We start from the raw sequence: 18,687 nt of genomic DNA, 5'->3' as shown, positions 1-18,687 counted from the left end.
CATTCATCCCTGCTCAATATCGCAGCAGGTTAGACAGAGCTTGCGCGCGGCGCGCAATGTGGAAGATGATCCAGCAATATTTCGCTACATTCGGGGCGACGAGCGCCCGATTTGGCATGAATTGGTGCAGGCCGCCTCGGCTGTTGGCAGCTGGAAAGACGATGACATCGATCAGCATCAGATTGACCCGGCGCACCGCAACAGCGCGGCGGGCGGTAAGTGCCATCAAAATGGCGCTACAAGAGGGGTTGGTTCGGGCAGTGTCGACCAGATGTGCGCACTTTTCCGTGCCGTGGCTCCTGGGCATATAAACGCCGCTTGGCTTTGTGGCCGCTCCCGACTAAGGTCCGCGCCGCTTCCCGCCCATTCGCCAAGGATGATCTACCGCCCATGACCCTGCCTGCTTTCAAGCGTATATTGTTGAAATTGTCGGGCGAAGTGCTGATGGGGCAGGGGCAGTTCGGCATTGAGCCCGATACCGTCGCGCGCGTCGCAGGCGAGATCGCAGCAGCCAAGGATGCGGGATTTGAATTATGCGTGGTGGTCGGGGGAGGCAACATCTTTCGTGGTGTTGCCGGCGCGGCCGCCGGCTTTGACCGGGCAAGCGCCGACTATATGGGTATGCTCGCCACGGTCATGAACGCGCTTGCCGTTCAGAATGCCCTGGAAAAACTGGGCTATGACACACGCGTCCAGTCCGCCATTCCCATGGCCAGCGTGTGCGAGCCCTATATCCGGCGCAAGGCAGAGCGGCACATGGAAAAGGGCCGGATCGTGATCTTCGCCGCGGGCACCGGCAGTCCCTTCTTCACCACCGATACGACTGCGGCGCTGCGGGCGGCGGAAATGAGCTGTGATGCCCTGTTCAAGGGCACCAGCGTCGATGGTATCTATAATGCTGATCCCAAGAAGGTCGCCGATGCCACCCGCTATGACAGCATCGGTTTCGACCAGGTGCTCAATGACAATCTCAAGGTGATGGACGCCAGCGCCATCGCCCTGTGCCGCGAGAATAATATCCCCATCGTCGTCTTCAACATTCGTGAGACCGGCAATCTGGCCAAGGTTCTTGCGGGCGAAGGCGTAGCGACGATCGTGCAAAATCAGGAGCGTTGAAAACTCATGCCGCAATATGACAAAGCCGATCTGGAACGCCGCATGGCCGGTGCGGTTGAATCGCTCAAGGGCGACCTGACCGGCCTGCGCACCGGCCGGGCCAATGTGCAACTGCTCGATCCAGTGACGGTCGAAGTCTATGGCGCGCATATGCCACTCAACCAGGTCGCGACCGTGTCGGCGCCTGAGCCGCGCATGTTGTCGGTGCAGGTGTGGGACAAGAGCAATGTCGGCCCGTGTGACAAGGCGATCCGCTCGGCGGGCCTGGGTCTCAATCCGATTGTCGATGGGCAGACGCTGCGTCTGCCGATCCCGGACCTGACCGAGGAACGCCGCAAGGAACTGGCCAAGCTCGCCAGCAAATATGCCGAAGGCGCGCGCGTTGCTGTGCGCAATGTCCGTCGCGACGGCATGGACAACCTGAAAGCCGATGAAAAAAAGGGCGAAATCAGCGAGGATGAGCGCAAGCGGCTGGAGACTGAGGTCCAGAAACTGACCGACTCCACCATCGCGGATATCGATTCCGTGACAAGCGCGAAGGAAAAGGAAATTCTCGGCCAGTAAGCCGGGGCTTTCCTTTCGCGGCCAACGCACGCATTGTCTTCCTGATGGCCACACACGCCCAGTCCAACCTGTCCAGCATCGCGTCAGTCGGTGGCGCGCGCGCCGTCGATGGCGTGGCGGCGCCGTCTCCCGGACCCCGCCACGTCGCCATCATCATGGACGGCAACGGCCGTTGGGCGAAGAAACGGCTGCTGCCGCGCATTGCCGGTCATCGCGCCGGGGTGGAGGCGGTGCGCCGGGTAGCGCGCGCCGCGCAGGACATGGGGCTGGAATGCCTCACACTCTACGCATTTTCGTCGGAAAACTGGAAACGGCCGGCGAGTGAAGTGGCCGATCTGATGGGGCTGCTGCGGCATTTCATCCAGAGCGATATCGAAGAATTTCACGCAAACGGTGTGCGGCTGAAGGTAATCGGCGATTATCGCGCGCTCGACCCGTCGCTGGTGACGCTGATCGAAGGTGCGATGGCGCGGACTGCCGGCAATAGCGGCCCGGTCATCGCGATCGCACTCAACTATGGCGCGCAGGATGAGATGGTGCGCGCGGCGCAGCGCATCGCGCAAAAGGTTGCGCGCGGCGAACTTGCCGCGAGCGATATCGGCATTACCGACATCGACAACGAACTGGACACCTGCGAACTGCCGCCGCTCGACCTGCTCATTCGCACATCGGGCGAATTGCGGCTCAGCAATTTCATGCTGTGGCAGGCGGCCTATGCCGAACTCTATTTCACTGACCTGCTCTGGCCTGATTTCGACGACCGGGCGCTGGGGCAGGCGCTGGACGCCTTTCGTATGAGGGACCGCCGCTTTGGCGGTTTGTGAATGATGGTCAGCGACCTTCGGATCCGGACCGTCGTCGGCGTCGCACTCATTGCGCTGGCGCTAGGTGCCTTGCTTGCCGGGGGGCTGCTTTTCTGGGTGCTGCTGGTCGTGGCCGGTGTGCTGATGCAAGGCGAATGGGGCGATTTGACCGGCGCGAATGTAGAGCAGCGCAAGGCCGCGATGTTTGCCGTCTCCATCCCCCTCGCTTTGTTATGTCCCCTGGCGGCGGGCATCGACTGGCCGGTGCTGATCGCCGGAGCGGCGGCATTTTTCTTCATTGCCTTCACCAGCCGCAATGTCGTTCTGGCACTTGGCGTTCCCTACATTTGTGTGCCGATCACCGCTCTGCTGTTTTTGCGCGGGCAGCAGCCCTATGCCTATGGCTTGCTGCTCGCTTTCTGGGCGCTTGGGCTGGTTTGGGCGACAGATATCGGCGCCTATTTCGCGGGGCGGTCGATCGGTGGGCCCAAGCTGGCACCCCGGATCAGCCCTTCCAAGACATGGTCGGGTCTAGCTGGTGGCGTGCTGGCGGCGCTGGTGCTGGGCTTCCTCCTCCACCGATTTGCGGGCCTGCCGATCCAGCTTGCGGCGGCGAGCGGGCTGCTGGCGGTCGCGGCGCAACTGGGTGATCTGCTGGAAAGCGCGATGAAGCGCCGGGCCGGGGTCAAGGATAGTGGCACGCTGCTTCCCGGCCATGGCGGCGTGATGGACCGGCTGGACGGGGTGGTCGCGGCCGCGCCGCTGGCGGCCCTATGCTATGCCGTACTGGCGCAGGCGGCATGAGTGGTATGAAAAGCGTTTCCATCTTTGGCGCAACTGGCTCTGTGGGCCTGTCCACGATCGACCTCGTCCGGCGAGAGCCGGATGCGTACCGGGTCGTGGCGCTGACCGCCCATAGCGATATCGATGGGTTGGCGGCCCAGGCAAAGGCGACCGGCGCGCAAATCGCGGTCATCGCGCAGGACGGGCTGTACGGCGCGCTCAAGGACGCTTTGGCGGGATCTGGTATCGAAGCGGCGGCGGGGCAAGCGGCGCTCGTCGATGCGGCGCAGGCTGGCGCGGACTGGACCATGGCCGCGATCGTCGGCTGTGCGGGACTTGAGCCTACCATGTCTGCCCTGAAGTCTGGCGGTACGGTGGCGTTGGCGAACAAGGAGTCGCTGGTATCCGCCGGCGGGTTAATGATGGCGGCGGCGCGGGAGTCCGGCGCGACCCTGTTGCCCGTCGACAGTGAGCATAACGCCATTTTCCAATGCCTTGCTGGCGGTTCCATCGAGGACGTTTCAAGAATCATCCTGACCGCCAGCGGTGGCCCGTTCCGCACCCGCAGCCGGGCTGACATGGTCGGCATCACGCCTGCCCAGGCGGTGGCGCATCCCAACTGGTCGATGGGCGCCAAGATCAGCGTCGACAGCGCGACGATGATGAACAAGGGACTGGAACTCATCGAGGCCGATCATCTGTTCCCGGTGGGGCTCGACCGCATCGAGATATTGGTCCATCCGCAATCGGTCATCCACTCGATGGTCGAATATCGCGATTGTTCGACTCTTGCGCAACTGGGGTCGCCCGATATGCGCATTCCCATCGCCCATGCGCTTGCCTGGCCCGCGCGGATCTCGACGCCCTGTCAGAAGCTGGACCTCGCAACCATTGGTCGGCTCGACTTTGAAGCGCCTGATCCGGATCGTTTTCCTGCGCTGCGTCTGGCGCGCGCTGCCGCGGCTGAGGGGGGGGCGACCCCCGCGATCCTCAATGCCGCGAACGAAGTGGCGGTGGCCGCTTTTCTGGCGGGGCGTATCGGCTTCCTTGATATTGCCATGATTGTGGAGGATGTGTTGGACCGCTATAGCGCGGGGCGGCCCAACACGATCGGGGACGTGCTGGCGGCCGACGCGCAGGCCCGCTTGTTTGCGGGTCAGACGATGGAAAGATTGACGGTTTGATCCAGAATCCCGGCTTCCTGCTGACAGTGCTGGCCTTTGTGGCGGTCATCGGACCGCTGGTCTTCGTCCATGAGCTTGGCCATTATCTGGTCGGCCGCTGGTGCGGAGTGAAGGCGGAGGCCTTCTCGATCGGCTTCGGTCCCGAACTCTTCGCCTGGGTGGACAGGCGCGGCACCCGCTGGCGCGTCGCGGCGTTGCCCTTGGGCGGCTATGTGCGTTTCAAGGGGGATATGAACGCGGCCAGCATGACCGACCCGGCCTGGCTGGAAATGTCGGCCGGCGATCGCGCTGAAAGCTTCCCCGCCAAGCCATTGTGGCAACGCGCGGCCATCGTTGCGGCAGGGCCGGCGATCAATTTCCTTTTCGCCATATTGATCATCGCCACCTTCGCCTTCGTCCATGGCGAAAGCCGCACGCCGGCGGTCGCGGGCATCGTCGAGCAGGGCAGCGCGGCTGATGCCGCTGGGATCAAGGTGGGTGACCGCATCCTGTCCTTCAACGGGCGGACGATGGACACCTATACCGACATGGTCATGTACACGCGGATCCGTCCGGGTGAACCGGTGGATGTCGCGATCGAGCGGAACGGGCAAAGGCTGGAGGTGCGCACCAAGATCGGCGCGGTCATGGAGGATGACGGCTTCGGCCAGAAATTCCGTGTCGGACGGCTGGGCATCGGCGCTGGCGAACCCGTGGTCGAGCGCGTCAGCCTGTTGCGCGCGCCAATCGTGGCGGTCGAGCGCACCGGACAGATCGTGCGGACCATGGTCGAAACTCTGGGTCAGATTGTCAGTGGCGGCCGATCCGTCAAGGAATTGGGCGGGCCGCTCAAGATCGCGCAGGTGTCGGGGCAGGCCGCGACATTGGGGCTGGAAAGCTTCATCTTCTTCGTCGCACTCATCTCGATTAACTTGGGGTTCATCAACCTCTTGCCAATTCCCATGCTTGATGGCGGGCATCTGCTCTTTTACGGGATCGAGGCAGTGCAGCGGCGCCCTGTCAGTCCGCAGGCGCAGGAATGGGCCTACAGGTCCGGCCTTGCGGTGCTGATGGCGATGATGCTGCTGGTGACTTTCAACGATTTGTCGTCTTTCGGGCTTTGGCAAAGCCTGTCCGGCTTGATCGGCTGACGCGCTTCGGGCAGGGAAGCGCGGCTTGGCGTCGTCTGTTGCGACGGAAACATTTTTTGCGTTTGAGGTGGAGCGGGTGACAGCGATGAACAGCAGCATGAGGCAGCGCCCGATGGTGGCCGCCCTGTTGGCGACGACCATGATCGCGGGCCTCACGGCGGTTCCGGCGATGGCGCAGGATGCCGCCGCGCCTTTGGCTGCGCCTGCGACGACGGCCGCACCCGCCGCGCAGGGCACGATCCGGTCGATCACCGTCACCGGCACGCAGCGGCTGGAGCCGGACACGGTGCTGTCCTACACGAAGCTGCGCATCGGCCAGCCCTATAGCCAGGAAAGCCTCGATCAGGGGCTGCGCGACCTCTACGAGACCGAATTGTTCGCCGACGTCCAGATCCGCAACGACAATGGTGCGCTGACGGTCGAGGTGAAGGAAAATCCGGTCATCAACCGCATCGTGCTGGAAGGCAATAAGCGATTGAAGGACGACAAGATCCGTCCGGAAATCAAGCTCGCCCCACGCCAGATCTATACCCGGTCGAAGGTCCGCGCCGACGTCGCGCGCATCGTCGAACTCTATCGCCGCCAGGGCCGCTTCGCCGCGACCATCGAGCCAAAGATGGTCCAGCTCGACCAGAATCGCGTCGATATCGTCTTTGAAATTTCCGAAGGGCCTAAGTCCAAGGTTCGCCAGATCAACATCATCGGCAACGACAAGTTCAGCGATGGCGAACTGCGCAGCGAGATGGTGACGAAACAGTCGCGCTGGTTCCGCATCTTTTCATCTGGCACCAGCTATGATCCCGATCGTCTGGCCTATGACCAGCAGAAGCTGCGCCAATTCTACCTGACCGAAGGCTATGCCGATTTCCGTGTGATTTCGGCCGTGGCCGAACTGACGCCGGATAAGCAGGACTTCATTATCACCTATGTGGTGGAAGAAGGCGACCGCTACAAGTTCGGCGATGTGAAGGTCGAATCGGACATTCGCGACCTGTCGGGCGAAAGCCTGACCAAGCGGTTGCCGATGAAGACGGGCGACTGGTATAACGCCAAGCAGGTCGAGGACACGGTCGATACGCTCAGTGAGACGGCCGGCCTGTTCGGCTATGCCTTTGCCGACGTGCAGCCCGACTTCAACCGCAACAAGGAAGACCTGACGATGGGGATTAATTTCCGCATCGCCAACGCGCCGCGCGTCTATGTCGAACGGGTCGACATCAATGGCAACACGCTGACGCAGGACAAGGTTATCCGCCGCGAATTCCGTCTGGCCGAAGGCGACGCGTTCAACAGCTTCCTGGTCAAGCGGTCGAAGGACCGGATCAATTCGCTCGGCTTCTTCCAGGAAAAGCTGGATATCGAACAAAAGCCCGGCTCCGCGCCGGACCGCATCGTGCTTGAAACCAATGTGCAGGAAAAATCGACCGGCGAGCTCTCGCTCTCGGCTGGTTTCTCCTCGCTGGAGCGCTTCATCGTCGCGGCGTCGATCACCCAGCGCAACTTCCGTGGCAAGGGCCAGGAACTGCGCACGTCGGTCAATTATTCGGCCTATTCCAAGTCGATCGAAGTGGGCTTCACCGAACCCTATTTCATGGACAAGAATATCGCGCTGGGCGGCGACATCTATCGTCGGGACCTCAACAGCTTCCGCTATCTGACCAATAATGATCGCGACACCACCTACGAGCAGACCACCACGGGTTTCCAGATCCGCGCCGGTGTGCCGATCACCGAATATATGTCGCTGGCGCTGCGCTATAGCCTCAACTTTGACGATGTGACGCTGGATCGGGACCAGTTTTATACCGATGGTCAGTGCGATCCGCTGCTGGCAGGCCGCTATCTGTGCGACGCGATCGGCAAACGGACGACTTCGTCGGTGGGCTACTCGCTGATTTATGACACGCGCGACAACCGCATCCGGCCGACGCGCGGCAACAATGTCGTGCTGAGCCAGGATTTTGCGGGGCTCGGCGGTGACGTCAAATATATCAAGACCCGCCTTTCCGCGTCGAAATTCTGGCCTTTGGGCGCAGGTTTCATCTTCTCGCTTTCGGGCGAGGGCGGGTATATCCACAGCTTGGAAGGCGAACGGCGGGACGCGTCTGGGCAGGAAGTGGACAAGATCCGTCTGGTCGATCGCTTCTTCTTGGGTGAGCCGCAATTCCGAGGCTTTGACATCCGTGGTGTAGGACCGCGTATCGTCAGACGTTATTATAGTGCTACCGTAGGTGACGATGGCGTCGCAACCGGTGAGCCGATTACCGGCCGTAACAACCGGACAGACGACGCGCTGGGCGGAAAAATCTACTATCTTGCCCGCGCGGAAGTTCAGATTCCGCTGGGTTCGGCCGCGCGTGAAATGGGTCTGCGCCCCTCGATCTTCATGGATGCAGGCGCGGTTGCCGGTTTGAAAGAGCCAGGCCTCATTAACGGCAATGGCCAGTTTGCCGGCTTCTGTAATGCAAGTGGTCAGACACAGGTGCGCGCGGGTGGTACCGCCGCCAATCCGGTCTGCCCGGCCAGCTTTGGCACCGACTACACTGTGAGCGGTGGCTTTGAGGAGCAATATCTCGGCGACACGCTCAAGCCGCGTCTGTCGGTGGGCTTTGGCGTCAACTGGAACTCGCCCTTCGGCCCGTTCCGCATCGACATCGCCAAGGCCCTGCTCAAGGAACCAGGGGACGACAACAAGCTCATCACCTTCAATGTGGGGACTCAATTCTGATGAAGACACTCGTTAAAGCCGCGGCGCTGGTGTTCGCGCCCATGACCGCCATTGCGCTGACTGCCGTCCCGGCCGCAGCCCAGACCAAGTCCGGCATCGCCGTCGTCGATCTGGAGGAAGCCGTTGCCAAGAGCACGGCCTTCACCACCGCGATGACCCAGATGCAGACCACCTACAAGCCGCAGCTGGACCAGATCGCTTCGCGCCGCAGCGCGATCGAAACCGATCTCAAGACCAAGAATGACGCGCTGCAGGCCGCCTATAAAGCTGCAGGTAACAAGTCGACGCCGGCACTGGAAACCCAGTTCCAGCAGTTGCAGCAGGCCCAGCAGACCGGCCAGGCCGAATTGCAGCGCCTGACCCAGCCGGTGGCTCTGGCCCGCGCCTATGTCGAACAGCAGATCGTCGCCAAGCTGGACGACGCGCTGAAGGCCGCGACCGCCAAGACCAAGTCGGAAATCGTCTTCAAGAAGGCGGCGACCGAAAGCTTCGGCGCTGGTGCGGACATCACGCCCGCCGTCATCACCGAACTCAACGCGCTCGTGCCCAGCGTCGGCATCACCCCGCCGGCCGGCTGGCAGCCGGGCCAGGCGCAGGGCGCAGCCGCCGCGCCCGCGCCCGCGACCCCGGCGCAGGCGCCCAAGTCGCGCTGACACAAGAATGAACGGAGAGGTTGAAACGAACGCGCGTGGCCCGATGGATATCCGTCGGGTCATGGCTGCGCTGCCGCATCGTTATCCGATGCTGCTGATCGACCGCGTAGTGTCGCTGGTGCCAAACCAGTCGATCCACGCGATCAAGGCGGTGTCGGTCAACGAACCCTTTTTCCAGGGCCATTTTCCCACGCGCCCAATCATGCCGGGCGTGCTGATCGTCGAAGCGATGGCGCAGGCGGCCGGGGTGCTGGCTGTGGAATCGATGGACCTCGCCGACTCGGGCAAGCTCGTCTATTTCATGAGCATCGACGGCGCGAAATTCCGATCGCCGGTTGAACCCGGCTGCCTGCTCGACCTGCATGTCGAAGTGACGCAGAACCGGGGCGCGATCTGTAAGTTCAGCGGCAAGGCGACGATCGACGGCAAGCTGGCGTCGGAAGCCAATTTCGTCGCGATGATCACGGATCCGCCGCAGGACTGATCGCGCCTCCATCACCATGCTTGCTTTGGCGCGCCGAAACCGCTAACGGCGCGCCTTCGCTTATTTTCGCATCCGGCCGGTCGGAAACCGGCCATCAAAGGAGCATATTGCCATGAAGGCCGATACCCATCCCGATTACCACATGATCACCGTCCAGATGACCGACGGCACCACCTTCCAGACCCGCTCCACCTGGGGCAAGGAAGGCGACACGCTGGCGCTCGACATCGACCCCAAGTCGCACCCGGCCTGGACGGGCGGCAACCGCCAGCTGGACACCGGCGGTCAGGTGGCGCGCTTCAACAAGCGTTTCGGTGGTCTGACGCTGAAGAAGTAATCGGCCAACACGGCACGAACAGGAAAAAGGGCGCCGCGACGGCGCCCTTTTTTATTTTGTAGGCGGTGGAGGTCACGCGTCCCGCGCGACCGCGACGTCGATCGCACCGGGCGCGATCTTCACTGTAGCAGGCGTGCGCGCCAACACTTCACCGTCGATCGAGATGCGCTGGCGCGGCTTCGTGTCGATGCGAAACGACTTGCCGTGAAATTCGCGGGTGTGCGCGTCGCGGTCGCGCAACTTGAAGAATTTGGCATACCAGTCCCAGGCCAGGCGCGGCTTGCTGCGGCCGACTACGGCCTGGATGACGATTTCACCGGTATCGACGTCAGCATGATCGGACAGTTCGACGCCGCCATGATAGGGGCCGTTCAGCACGCGCACTTCGGTCGACCACATGCGATGCTCCTGCGTCCCATCGTCGATCGTCAAGCGGAAGGCGCGAAAGCCGACCGAGCATTTTGCGGCCCAGGCCAGATAGCCGATCCGGCCGAGATAGCGTTTGAGCTTATGCGGCACCGTGCGGCCAATCATGGGCGACAGGCCAAGGGAGGCGGCATTGACGAAATAATCGCCCTCCACCATGCCCAGATCGACGCGCCGCCGCCGCCCGTTGGCAATGGCCCGCACCGCGCCGTCCAGATCAAGCGGTAAGCCCAGCGTTCGGGCAAAGCTGTTAGCGGTGCCGAGGGGCAGCACGCCAAACACGCAATTTTTGCCGACAAATTCATCGACGGTCCCGGACATCGATCCGTCCCCGCCGCCTACGATCACCATCGGCGCACCAGTAGCTATGGCCTGGCGCACCATTGTCGCCATTTGCTTGGGGTCTTTCACCGCATGGGCTTCAAGCAGTCTGATGCCCGCTTCTTCCAGCCTGTCCCGTGCCTGATCGAAACTGTCCTGGCCGCGCCGGCTATGGGCGTTGACGACCAATATTGCGTCCTTGGGCAAGTCCGTCGTTTCCATGCCGCAATAACTCCGTCCAGCCGATTCGGCTCCGGCTGGAAACCCTTTGCGCGCGATTCGTTACCTAGCCATGGCTCGCATCGCTCATCTGTCCGATATTCATTTCGGCGCGAACGACCCCAGGATCGTCGACGCCGCCACCGCCTGGCTGGAGGAACGTCGCCCCGACCTGGTGGTTATCAGCGGCGATTTCACGCAGCGCGCACGCGTTGGTCAGTTCCGCCAGGCTGCGGCATGGCTGGGCAAGCTGCGGGCTGCGGGGCTGAAAACACTTGTCATACCCGGCAATCATGATGTGCCGCTTTATGACGTGTTGCGCCGCTTTTTTACCCCCCTGCGCCGTTATCGTCGGTATATCAGCCACGATCTGTGTCCTTTTTACGAAGATGATGAAGTGGCGATTTTGGGGATCAACACCGCCCGGTCGCTGACGATAAAGGATGGGCGGATTAACCATGACCAGATGGACATGCTTCGGCATCGCTTCGCGCACGTCCCGCGCGACAAGACCCGCATCCTGGTCACGCATCATCCGCTCTTTTCCATGCCGATCGGCAAGGGCGGCGAGTTGAGCGAGGCTGTCGGGCGGCATGACGATGCCGTGCAGGCCGCATGTGAGGCTGGTGTCCATGTCGCGCTCGCCGGCCATTTCCACCGCACCTATGCGGAAGCTGCGGACAAGATGGTCGCGCACAGCGGCGGCGCGCTGGTGATCCAGGCGGGCACCGCCACTTCCACCCGCCTGCGCAATGACGAGCCGCAAAGCTTCAACTGGCTGCACGTCCGCCGCAACAATGAGATGGACTTGCAGGTCATCGTCTGGGACGGCGCCGGCTTCCGCCGCGCCAGCCATGTGGAATATGTGCGAGAAGGCGAGGAATGGACCGCGAAAGAGGTGGTGGAGCCGGTGCGGGTGGGGGCCATGACCGGCCCTGCGGGCTTGACGTCGGCTGCAAACTGACGGCTCTTCTCGCTGCATTCGGAAAATCGGAGGCGAGATGGCGCGGCTAGCGGGAAAGACATGTGTGGTAACAGGCGGTGCGCGCGGTATCGGGCGCGCAATAGTAGAGGCCTTTCATCGCGAAGGCGCTGACGTGCTGCTGACCGACATGGATGAACAGATCGGCTGCGCCAGCGCGGATGCGATCGGCTGTGGCTTCGAGCGACTGGATGTAGCGGCAGAAGCCGATTGGGACCGGCTCCTTGACGTGCGCCCCGAAATCGACGTGTTGGTCAACAATGCCGGCATCACCGGTCTGGAAGAAGCCGGGACACGGCATGATCCCGAACATGCCAGCCTGGCCGAATGGCATGCGGTGCACCGTGTGAACCTCGACGGCACTTTCCTGGGCTGCCGCTACGCCATTCGCGCAATGAAGCGCAAAGGCGAGGGGGCTATCATCAACATGTCGTCCCGGTCCGGGCTGGTCGGCATTCCGGGCGCAGCCGCCTATGCATCGTCAAAGGCGGCGATCCGCAACCATAGCAAGACCGTGGCGCTCTACTGCGCACAGCAGGGGTGGAAGATACGCTGCAATTCCGTTCATCCCGCCGCGATAATGACGCCGATCTGGGACGCAATGGTGGGCGATGGCCCGGACCGACAGGCGCGGATGGCGGCGCTGGTCGCCGATACGCCGCTCAAACGGTTCGGCCGGGTCGACGAAGTCGCCGCGGTCGCGGTGCTGCTGGCCTCTGATGAGGCAACCTACATCACGGGCACCGAAATCGACATTGACGGCGGGCTGTTGGCCGGGTCCGCCGCATCGCCCGGCTGATTATCAGCCCGGCCTCTTGAGCGCCTGCGCCAGCGATACCGTCGCGCTGCCGCGCCGGGCCGGCTTCGCCTGGCTGGCGTCGGGCTTCCAGCCGGACAGGTAGATGAGCGCTATCTGTTCGGCGACACGGCCATCCGGATCGGCCCCCTCGGCGAAATGCGCTGCCGCCCGCATCAGCACCTCGCGGGTAAGCGCGGGCGGGCGGTGAGCCAGGACATTGCCCGCCCCCATGCCGCGCAGGTCGTGCATCAGCCGCACGATGTCGCCATAGCGGATCGTCAGCGTCTCGCCATCGGCCACCGGCATGGCGAAGCCGGCGCGGCTGAGCAGATCGCCCGCCGCTCGCACGTCCACCTGCGGATGGATATGTTGGCCCGCTCGATCTCCCTCGGCGGCAAGCAAGGCTGCCTTGAGGCGCGGAAGGCTGCCTGCGCCGGCAAAGGCCGCCAGCATCAGCCCATCGGGCCGCAGCACCCGTCGCATCAGGATCAGCGCGCCCGGCAGGTCATTGACGCTGTCCAGCGTGCCGCACGCCAGCACCAGGTCGAAACTATCGTCGGCGAAGGGCAGGGCATCCTCGTCCGCCTGCACGCCGTTCATGGCGCGCGCTGCAAGGAAGGATGGATCAACGCAAGCAACGCGTTTGCCCATAGCCTCCAGCGCGGCGCGCGCGCGGCCGTCGGGGCAACCGATCACCAGCGCTTCGGGCAGGTCGCGCTGCACATCGCCCAGCCGGTCCAGCAATTCGTCCAGCATGGCCTGATGCAGAAAATCATGGTCCGCATAAGTGGGCAGCATCCGATCGCGCCGACAAGCGCGCAGGGCTGAATCGAAAATGTCGGGGCGGGAGTCCATGGCGGGCCTTGTGCAGAGACGGTCAAGCGGGAACAAGGCAGATGATGGCTCTTGCCCCGCTTCTCAAGTCTGCGCTGCGCCCTGCGCTTGATTATGCGCTACCGCCACGCTGTCCCGGTTGCGGCGGCATCGTGGGGGAGGATCATGCATTTTGCCTCGACTGCTGGGGCGGCATGGAATTCCTGGGTGATCCCTGCTGCGCCCGCTGCGGCATATCTTTCCCGCACGACATGGGGCAGGATGCCGCATGCGGCGCGTGCCTGGCCGATCCGCCGGCCTGGGACAGCGCGCGAGCGGTGTTGGCCTATGGCGATGTCGCGCGGACGGTGGCGCTGCGGCTCAAATATGGGCGGCGCACCGGTCTTGCCCGCCTCATCGCGCGACAGATGCTGCGCCATGCGGGACCAGCGGGGGAGGGCGATCCGCCCCTGATCGTCCCGGTGCCGCTGCATCGCTGGCGCCTGTGGCATCGCGGGTTCAACCAGTCGGCGCTGATCGCGGACCATCTGGGCAGCCTGACGGGCTGGCCGGTCGACCGGCACGGGCTGCGCCGCGTCCGGCGAACCCAGCCCTTGCGCGGCATGAACCCGGCGCAGCGGGCCAGGGCAGTGCGCGGCGCCTTCGCGCTGGCGCCTGGCCATGGCTTTGCCGGGCGGCGCGTGCTGCTGATCGATGACGTCCACACCAGCGGCGCAACCGCGGCGGCCTGCGCGCGCATGTTGAAGCGTGGCGGCGCCACCAACGTCCGGCTGGTCTGCTGGGCGCGGGCGCTGCCCGATCGCGACGCCACCCTGTCGCGCGGACCTGATTGACAATGGCGCGCCTCCCCCCATGTTGATGGCAAAGGAGCAATATTTGTCATGGCGAAAGTGGAAATCTATACCAAGGCCTGGTGCGGCTACTGCGCGCGGGCCAAGGCGTTGCTGGGCGACAAGGGCGTGGCGTTCGACGAATATGACATCAGCATGGGCGGCCCAACGCGCGACGAAATGCTGAAACGCGCGCCGGGGCAGACGACGGTGCCGCAAATCTTCATCGACGGTCAGCATATCGGCGGCAGCGATGATCTTGCTGCGTTGAACCGCGCCGGCAAGCTGGACGCGATGCTGGGTCAGTGAGCAGTTTGCGCGCTGCCCTTTTCCAGATGACGAGCGGGATCGATCCCGCCGCCAATGCTGCCGCGATCGTCGAGATGGCGGGCCGCGCCAAGCGAGAGGGGGCGGACATGCTCTTTACCCCCGAAATGGCCGGCTATCTCGACCGTGATCGCGCGCGCGCGGCAGCAACGCTGCGCAGCGAGGCGGACGATGGCGTGCTGGCCGCCGTCCGCGACGCGGCTGCGCGCGAAGGGCTATGGGTTCATCTCGGTTCGCTGCCGTTCAAGGATGAACGATCGGATGGCCGTTGGGTCAACCGCAGCCTGATGATCGACGCCAATGGCGACATCCGCGCTCGCTATGACAAGATGCATCTGTTCGACGTAGATTTGGCCAGCGGGGAAAGCTGGCGCGAATCATCGGTTTATGGGCCGGGCGAGCAGGCCGCTGCGGTGAAGACGCCTTGGGGACTGATGGGTCTCTCCGTTTGCTACGACATGCGGTTTCCCGATCTCTATCGCGCGCTGACCGATGCCGGCGCGACGATCCTGCTGGTGCCCGCCGCCTTTACCGTGCCTACGGGGCAGGCGCATTGGCATGTGCTGCTACGCGCCCGCGCGATCGAGGCGGGATGCGTCGTCATCGCGGCGGCGCAGGGGGGCGCGCATGCGGATGGACGCACCACCTACGGACACAGCCTGGTGGTCGATCCGTGGGGCGACGTGCTGCTGGACATGGGCGAAGCGGAGGGTCTGGGGCTTGCGGATATCGATTTGTCGCGCATAGAGGATGTACGGGCGCGGGTGCCCGCGCTCGCCAATCGGCAGCCTATCTCTCAGGACGTGGCAATTTCGTGATCGTGTTCGACCTCAAATGCAGTAGCCAGGCGCATGTGTTCGAAGCCTGGTTCGGTTCCAGTGGTGATTATGAGGCGCAGCAGGCGCGCGGCCTGATCGCCTGTCCGGTCTGCGGTGACACGTCGGTAATGAAAGCCGTGATGGCGCCAGCGATCGCTGCAAAAGGGAATCAGCGCACCGCGCCCACAAAGCAGGATGTGGCGGCACCAGCAGCGAGCGGCGCGGATATGGCCAAGATGCAGGCGCTGGTCGAGGCCGTCGCGCAGGCGCAGCAGAAATTGCTGGCCGATTCCACTTGGGTCGGCCGGGACTTTGCTGACCAGGCGCGCGCCATGCATTATGGCGAACAGGATCGTGCCAGCATCCATGGCGAAGTCGCGCCCGCCGAAGCCAAGGCTCTGATCGCCGAAGGCGTTGAGGTCGCCCCCCTGCCACTTCCCGTCGTTCCGCCGCACGCGAAGAATTGACCGCAGCCTTCCCGCGCAATAGAGCCGGCACCGGGCACCCATAGCTCAGCAGGATAGAGCATCAGATTCCTAATCTGGGGGCCACTGGTTCGAATCCAGTTGGGTGCACCATTTCCAGACAACGGCAGCGATATCTGCCCGGTCAGCTGCTCATTTCGCTATCGAAATGACTTTTGACCATATCGCGCAAGCTGTCCATGTCGCTGTCCAGCTTGATCGCAGAGCCCAGGTCAGGCTGGCCCGGCCATCCCGCGTCGGCGATCGTCAGGCCTGCGGCCGTGCGGCTGCCTTCGTAGCGGGGGATGACGTGGAAATGGACGTGGGGGTCTACCATCATCAGCATCAGATAGTTGATCTTGTCATAGCCCACCGCCTTGGCCAGCGCTGTCTCGATCGTAGCGGTGACGGTCTTGAGTTCGGCATGCGCTGCCGCGGGCAGGTCGCCGAATGCCGTGGCGTCGCTTCGCGCGGCAAGCACCAGTGATCCCAGCGTGGGCTGGCTCGGCCGCAACAGCACCAGCCAATGATCGAACTGCGCCACCAGCGTGGCGGGATAGCCGAATTTTTCGATCGTCGCGTTCATGCCTGTCCCTCCGCTTCGTCCATCCAGCTGACGATCGGTCGCCCCGACCGCGCCTGGCCATAGGCCTGCGCCAGTCGCACAGCATGAACGATCAGCGATATGATCGTCCACCACGCCAACGCGACAAGCCCGATGTCCGGCCGCCCGAACAGCAGGGCCACGAACAGGATCACCATATTGGGATTGCGTCGGGCCGTGATCAGGCGGAATTGGCTGTCGAACCGGCGCCAGACATGGATGTCCATCTTGAAGTCCTTGAGGAACATGCCTTCTATCAGCCGTTGCAGCACATAGCCGGCAACGACCGCCGTCATGACGAAGGCGAAGGTCGTGCCTGGCAGTTGCAGCCCCCAATAGGCGAGGCCGGTGCCCCAAAAATACCACCAGAAGGGCGGATGGACGAGGTCGACGCCATGGTCGATCACATTGCCCCATTTGGACGAGGTTATGGTGCATCGGGCGAGTTTGCCGTCGACCGTGTCCAGCACCATGAAGATGAAGCCGGAAAGAAACCCGGTCCAGTAGAGACCTTTTGCAAAAAGAAAGGTCGCCAACAGACAGAGGCTGACGCCGATCACCGACACCATGTTGGGCGTCATGCGCAATTGCGCGGCGATCCGGGTCAGCACCAACGCTAGTTCGGGCCAGAGATATTTGGTGAGGAGGTCGGTCACGCCCTTATATGCGCCGAAATAGCTGCGGCGCTCGATCTCGCGCCGACTGGCTGGCGTCAGTTCACGCACCATCGGCTGCTCCAGCTTGCGCAACTGGCGATTGTAGAGCCGCCGCCCGTCCGACAGGTCGATGATGTGGGGCGCGCGCAATGGATCGGCGCCCTGCGCTACCTGTCCAACGATCGGCGCCTCTCCCCAGGTGAACAGCGTTCCGGGCGCTTCCAGCGCGAGCGTCAGCAGCAGCGGATCGAAGGCGTAGGTCAGATTGAAGAGCAGTTCGTGCCCGTTCGCCAACCGGCGGCCATTCTTTGCCGCGCTTTCCGCCATGCGGCGATTGCGTTCGGCGTTGGGCATGCCCCAGATCGGAGTCGCATTCTCGCCGATCAGCCGAACCGGCCCCAAAGATGTGGACAGAAGCTGGCTCATGCGGCGCCCTTCAGAAAATCGAGGATGATGTCAGCCTGGCGATGCGAGGCGGGGATGGGGGATAGGTCGATGGAATCGCGCATGGCTGCTTCCTGTAGCGCCAGGAAGCGGGGCTGCAAGCCGGCGGCCTGGGCAAGCGCGGTCGGCAAGGCGTCGGCTGCTTCGATGATCTGCCCCAGGCGCCAATGGGCAAAATCCTCGCCCGACGCGTCGCGGCGGTCGAGATTGAGAAAGATGCAAGGGCGCGGCTCGATCAGAAACTCATAGACCTGGCTCGATACGTCACCCAGATAGACGTCGGCGCTGACCGTGTAGCTCATATCGATCGAGTGGCGACTGCCCATGTCCACGCGGATGTGCGGCGCGTTGCTGACGATCGGAGGCACGCGCTGCGCCAATTTCGCGTGGGGGGCGATGATGACGTTCCAGTCCTCAAGCGATTCCAGCGCCGCCAGCACGGCAGGACCATGGTTGACCCAGGACGACAGTGCCGCATCAAAATGCGGATTATAGAGCAGCACCGGCTTGTCATCAGAGAAGAAGCGCCGCCTCTGCGCCTTAAGCTCGAACTTGGCATAGCCGCCGATGCGCACATTGTCCGTCGTTCCAAGGCCGCGCGCAATGAGTCGGCGTTTGTCCTTGTCGCCGCCAACCAGCGTCAGATCAAAGTCGGCGTGGCGCTTCTTGTAACCACCTTCGCGATCGCCCGCGCCATGCTTCATATGAATCATAAGGGACGCGAAACCTGGTACATGACGAAGCCAGGCGCTGCTGATCTCGGTCGTGACGATCACGGGGAAGCGCAGGATGCGGCGGTGATTGAGCAGCAGGGTCGCAAGGCGCGAAGGTTGGTGAAACAGCGAATCCCGCCGCGACGGGGGGCGGCGAAGGCGAACTCTGGCAAGCCGCGCGTCGGGGTCGTAGCTGCCGATCAGGTCCAGCAAATGGTCGGATGGCGAGAGTACGCTGACTCGCACGTCTGGGCGCCGCGCCAACTCAAGCGCCGCGGGCAGCCAGTGATACATCTGATGCGCTTCTGCGATCGCAAGAAAGGCGATGTCGGTCGGCAAACGGGCTATCCACTCAGTGACAGGGCGCACGCACCGGATGTGCGCATATGGGTCGCCCTAGCGTGGCCGGCAAAGGAAGCAAGCCGCCCCGGCATGATTTGCGAGCCCATTGCAACAAGGGTTTTGGGG

Annotated in this window: 22 protein-coding genes and 1 tRNA gene; 17 read left to right on the top strand and 6 right to left on the bottom strand. The window is 63.2% G+C overall.

The window, feature by feature from the left end:
* Positions 1-13 precede the first annotated feature (13 nt).
* On the bottom strand, positions 14-226 hold the full coding sequence (locus LL253_RS00710; RefSeq protein WP_228225841.1) for a hypothetical protein: 213 nt from the start codon (positions 224-226) through the stop codon (positions 14-16).
* A 164-nt stretch (positions 227-390) separates the two neighbouring features.
* On the opposite strand from LL253_RS00710, the gene pyrH reads away from it, so the two are divergent.
* The 10 genes from pyrH to rpmE all read left to right on the top strand — a co-directional run bounded on the left by pyrH (position 391) and on the right by rpmE (position 9,782).
* Complete coding sequence (pyrH, locus tag LL253_RS00705; RefSeq protein WP_037542958.1) at positions 391-1,116, top strand: UMP kinase; 726 nt, start codon at positions 391-393, stop codon at positions 1,114-1,116.
* Between the two features lie 6 nt (positions 1,117-1,122).
* A complete protein-coding gene (gene frr / locus LL253_RS00700; protein WP_009822316.1) occupies positions 1,123-1,680 on the top strand; it encodes a ribosome recycling factor in 558 nt (185 codons plus the stop codon).
* 44 nt (positions 1,681-1,724) lie between these two features.
* A complete protein-coding gene (locus tag LL253_RS00695) occupies positions 1,725-2,504 on the top strand; it encodes an isoprenyl transferase (RefSeq protein ID WP_228225840.1) in 780 nt (259 codons plus the stop codon).
* Between the two features lie 3 nt (positions 2,505-2,507).
* On the top strand, positions 2,508-3,287 hold the full coding sequence (locus tag LL253_RS00690) for a phosphatidate cytidylyltransferase (RefSeq protein WP_037543362.1): 780 nt from the start codon (positions 2,508-2,510) through the stop codon (positions 3,285-3,287).
* Between the two features lie 5 nt (positions 3,288-3,292).
* Positions 3,293-4,450 (top strand): 1-deoxy-D-xylulose-5-phosphate reductoisomerase, encoded by a 1,158-nt coding sequence (locus LL253_RS00685; RefSeq protein ID WP_228225839.1) that lies wholly within the window; start codon positions 3,293-3,295, stop codon positions 4,448-4,450.
* Positions 4,447-5,580: an RIP metalloprotease RseP gene (gene rseP / locus LL253_RS00680; RefSeq protein WP_228225838.1), complete on the top strand. Its 1,134-nt coding sequence runs from the start codon at positions 4,447-4,449 to the stop codon at positions 5,578-5,580. The genes LL253_RS00685 and rseP overlap by 4 nt, the downstream gene beginning before the upstream one ends.
* Positions 5,581-5,665: 85 nt before the next feature.
* On the top strand, positions 5,666-8,308 hold the full coding sequence (gene bamA, locus LL253_RS00675; RefSeq protein ID WP_228220808.1) for an outer membrane protein assembly factor BamA: 2,643 nt from the start codon (positions 5,666-5,668) through the stop codon (positions 8,306-8,308).
* Entirely contained in the window at positions 8,308-8,961 is a 654-nt protein-coding gene (locus tag LL253_RS00670) for an OmpH family outer membrane protein (protein ID WP_009822310.1), read from the top strand. Before bamA ends, LL253_RS00670 begins: the two co-directional genes overlap by 1 nt.
* Before the next feature lie 43 nt (positions 8,962-9,004).
* Entirely contained in the window at positions 9,005-9,445 is a 441-nt protein-coding gene (gene fabZ / locus LL253_RS00665) for a 3-hydroxyacyl-ACP dehydratase FabZ (RefSeq protein WP_228225837.1), read from the top strand.
* Between the two features lie 112 nt (positions 9,446-9,557).
* Complete coding sequence (gene rpmE, locus LL253_RS00660) at positions 9,558-9,782, top strand: 50S ribosomal protein L31 (RefSeq protein WP_009822308.1); 225 nt, start codon at positions 9,558-9,560, stop codon at positions 9,780-9,782.
* 72 nt (positions 9,783-9,854) lie between these two features.
* Here the strand turns inward: rpmE and LL253_RS00655 are convergent, their stop codons facing one another.
* Positions 9,855-10,751 (bottom strand): diacylglycerol/lipid kinase family protein, encoded by an 897-nt coding sequence (locus LL253_RS00655; protein WP_009822307.1) that lies wholly within the window; start codon positions 10,749-10,751, stop codon positions 9,855-9,857.
* A 70-nt stretch (positions 10,752-10,821) separates the two neighbouring features.
* Between LL253_RS00655 and LL253_RS00650 the strand changes: the two genes are divergently transcribed.
* Together LL253_RS00650 and LL253_RS00645 are read left to right on the top strand one after the other, a co-directional pair.
* Positions 10,822-11,712 (top strand): metallophosphoesterase family protein, encoded by an 891-nt coding sequence (locus LL253_RS00650; protein WP_228220810.1) that lies wholly within the window; start codon positions 10,822-10,824, stop codon positions 11,710-11,712.
* Positions 11,713-11,749: 37 nt separating this feature from the next.
* A complete protein-coding gene (locus LL253_RS00645) occupies positions 11,750-12,529 on the top strand; it encodes an SDR family oxidoreductase (protein ID WP_228225836.1) in 780 nt (259 codons plus the stop codon).
* Positions 12,530-12,532: 3 nt separating this feature from the next.
* On the opposite strand, the gene LL253_RS00640 is transcribed toward LL253_RS00645, so the two are convergent.
* A complete protein-coding gene (locus LL253_RS00640) occupies positions 12,533-13,384 on the bottom strand; it encodes a class I SAM-dependent methyltransferase (protein WP_228225835.1) in 852 nt (283 codons plus the stop codon).
* Positions 13,385-13,425: 41 nt separating this feature from the next.
* On the opposite strand from LL253_RS00640, the gene LL253_RS00635 reads away from it, so the two are divergent.
* The 5 genes from LL253_RS00635 to LL253_RS00615 all read left to right on the top strand — a co-directional run bounded on the left by LL253_RS00635 (position 13,426) and on the right by LL253_RS00615 (position 15,916).
* Entirely contained in the window at positions 13,426-14,196 is a 771-nt protein-coding gene (locus LL253_RS00635; RefSeq protein ID WP_228225834.1) for a ComF family protein, read from the top strand.
* A 48-nt stretch (positions 14,197-14,244) separates the two neighbouring features.
* On the top strand, positions 14,245-14,502 hold the full coding sequence (gene grxC, locus LL253_RS00630) for a glutaredoxin 3 (protein ID WP_009822302.1): 258 nt from the start codon (positions 14,245-14,247) through the stop codon (positions 14,500-14,502).
* 5 nt (positions 14,503-14,507) lie between these two features.
* Positions 14,508-15,338, top strand: a complete 831-nt coding sequence (locus LL253_RS00625) for a carbon-nitrogen hydrolase family protein (protein ID WP_228226080.1) — start codon at positions 14,508-14,510, stop codon at positions 15,336-15,338.
* Positions 15,335-15,805: a DUF1178 family protein gene (locus LL253_RS00620; protein WP_228225833.1), complete on the top strand. Its 471-nt coding sequence runs from the start codon at positions 15,335-15,337 to the stop codon at positions 15,803-15,805. Before LL253_RS00625 ends, LL253_RS00620 begins: the two co-directional genes overlap by 4 nt.
* A gap of 34 nt (positions 15,806-15,839) precedes the next feature.
* Positions 15,840-15,916 (top strand) — tRNA-Arg (locus tag LL253_RS00615).
* A 31-nt stretch (positions 15,917-15,947) separates the two neighbouring features.
* On the opposite strand, the gene LL253_RS00610 is transcribed toward LL253_RS00615, so the two are convergent.
* Genes LL253_RS00610 through LL253_RS00600 form a run of 3 tightly spaced genes read right to left on the bottom strand, consistent with a single transcriptional unit; the run spans position 15,948 to position 18,558 of the window.
* A complete protein-coding gene (locus tag LL253_RS00610; protein WP_228225832.1) occupies positions 15,948-16,388 on the bottom strand; it encodes an HIT family protein in 441 nt (146 codons plus the stop codon).
* On the bottom strand, positions 16,385-17,488 hold the full coding sequence (locus LL253_RS00605) for a CDP-alcohol phosphatidyltransferase family protein (RefSeq protein WP_009822298.1): 1,104 nt from the start codon (positions 17,486-17,488) through the stop codon (positions 16,385-16,387). Before LL253_RS00605 ends, LL253_RS00610 begins: the two co-directional genes overlap by 4 nt.
* Entirely contained in the window at positions 17,485-18,558 is a 1,074-nt protein-coding gene (locus tag LL253_RS00600) for a glycosyl transferase (RefSeq protein ID WP_228226079.1), read from the bottom strand. The genes LL253_RS00605 and LL253_RS00600 overlap by 4 nt, the downstream gene beginning before the upstream one ends.
* Positions 18,559-18,687 lie beyond the last annotated feature (129 nt).

Source organism: Sphingobium soli (genome assembly GCF_020782245.1).
GTDB lineage: Bacteria > Pseudomonadota > Alphaproteobacteria > Sphingomonadales > Sphingomonadaceae > Sphingobium > Sphingobium soli.
Note: the sequence above shows the minus strand (reverse complement) of the source record. Positions and strands in the feature narration are given on the sequence as shown.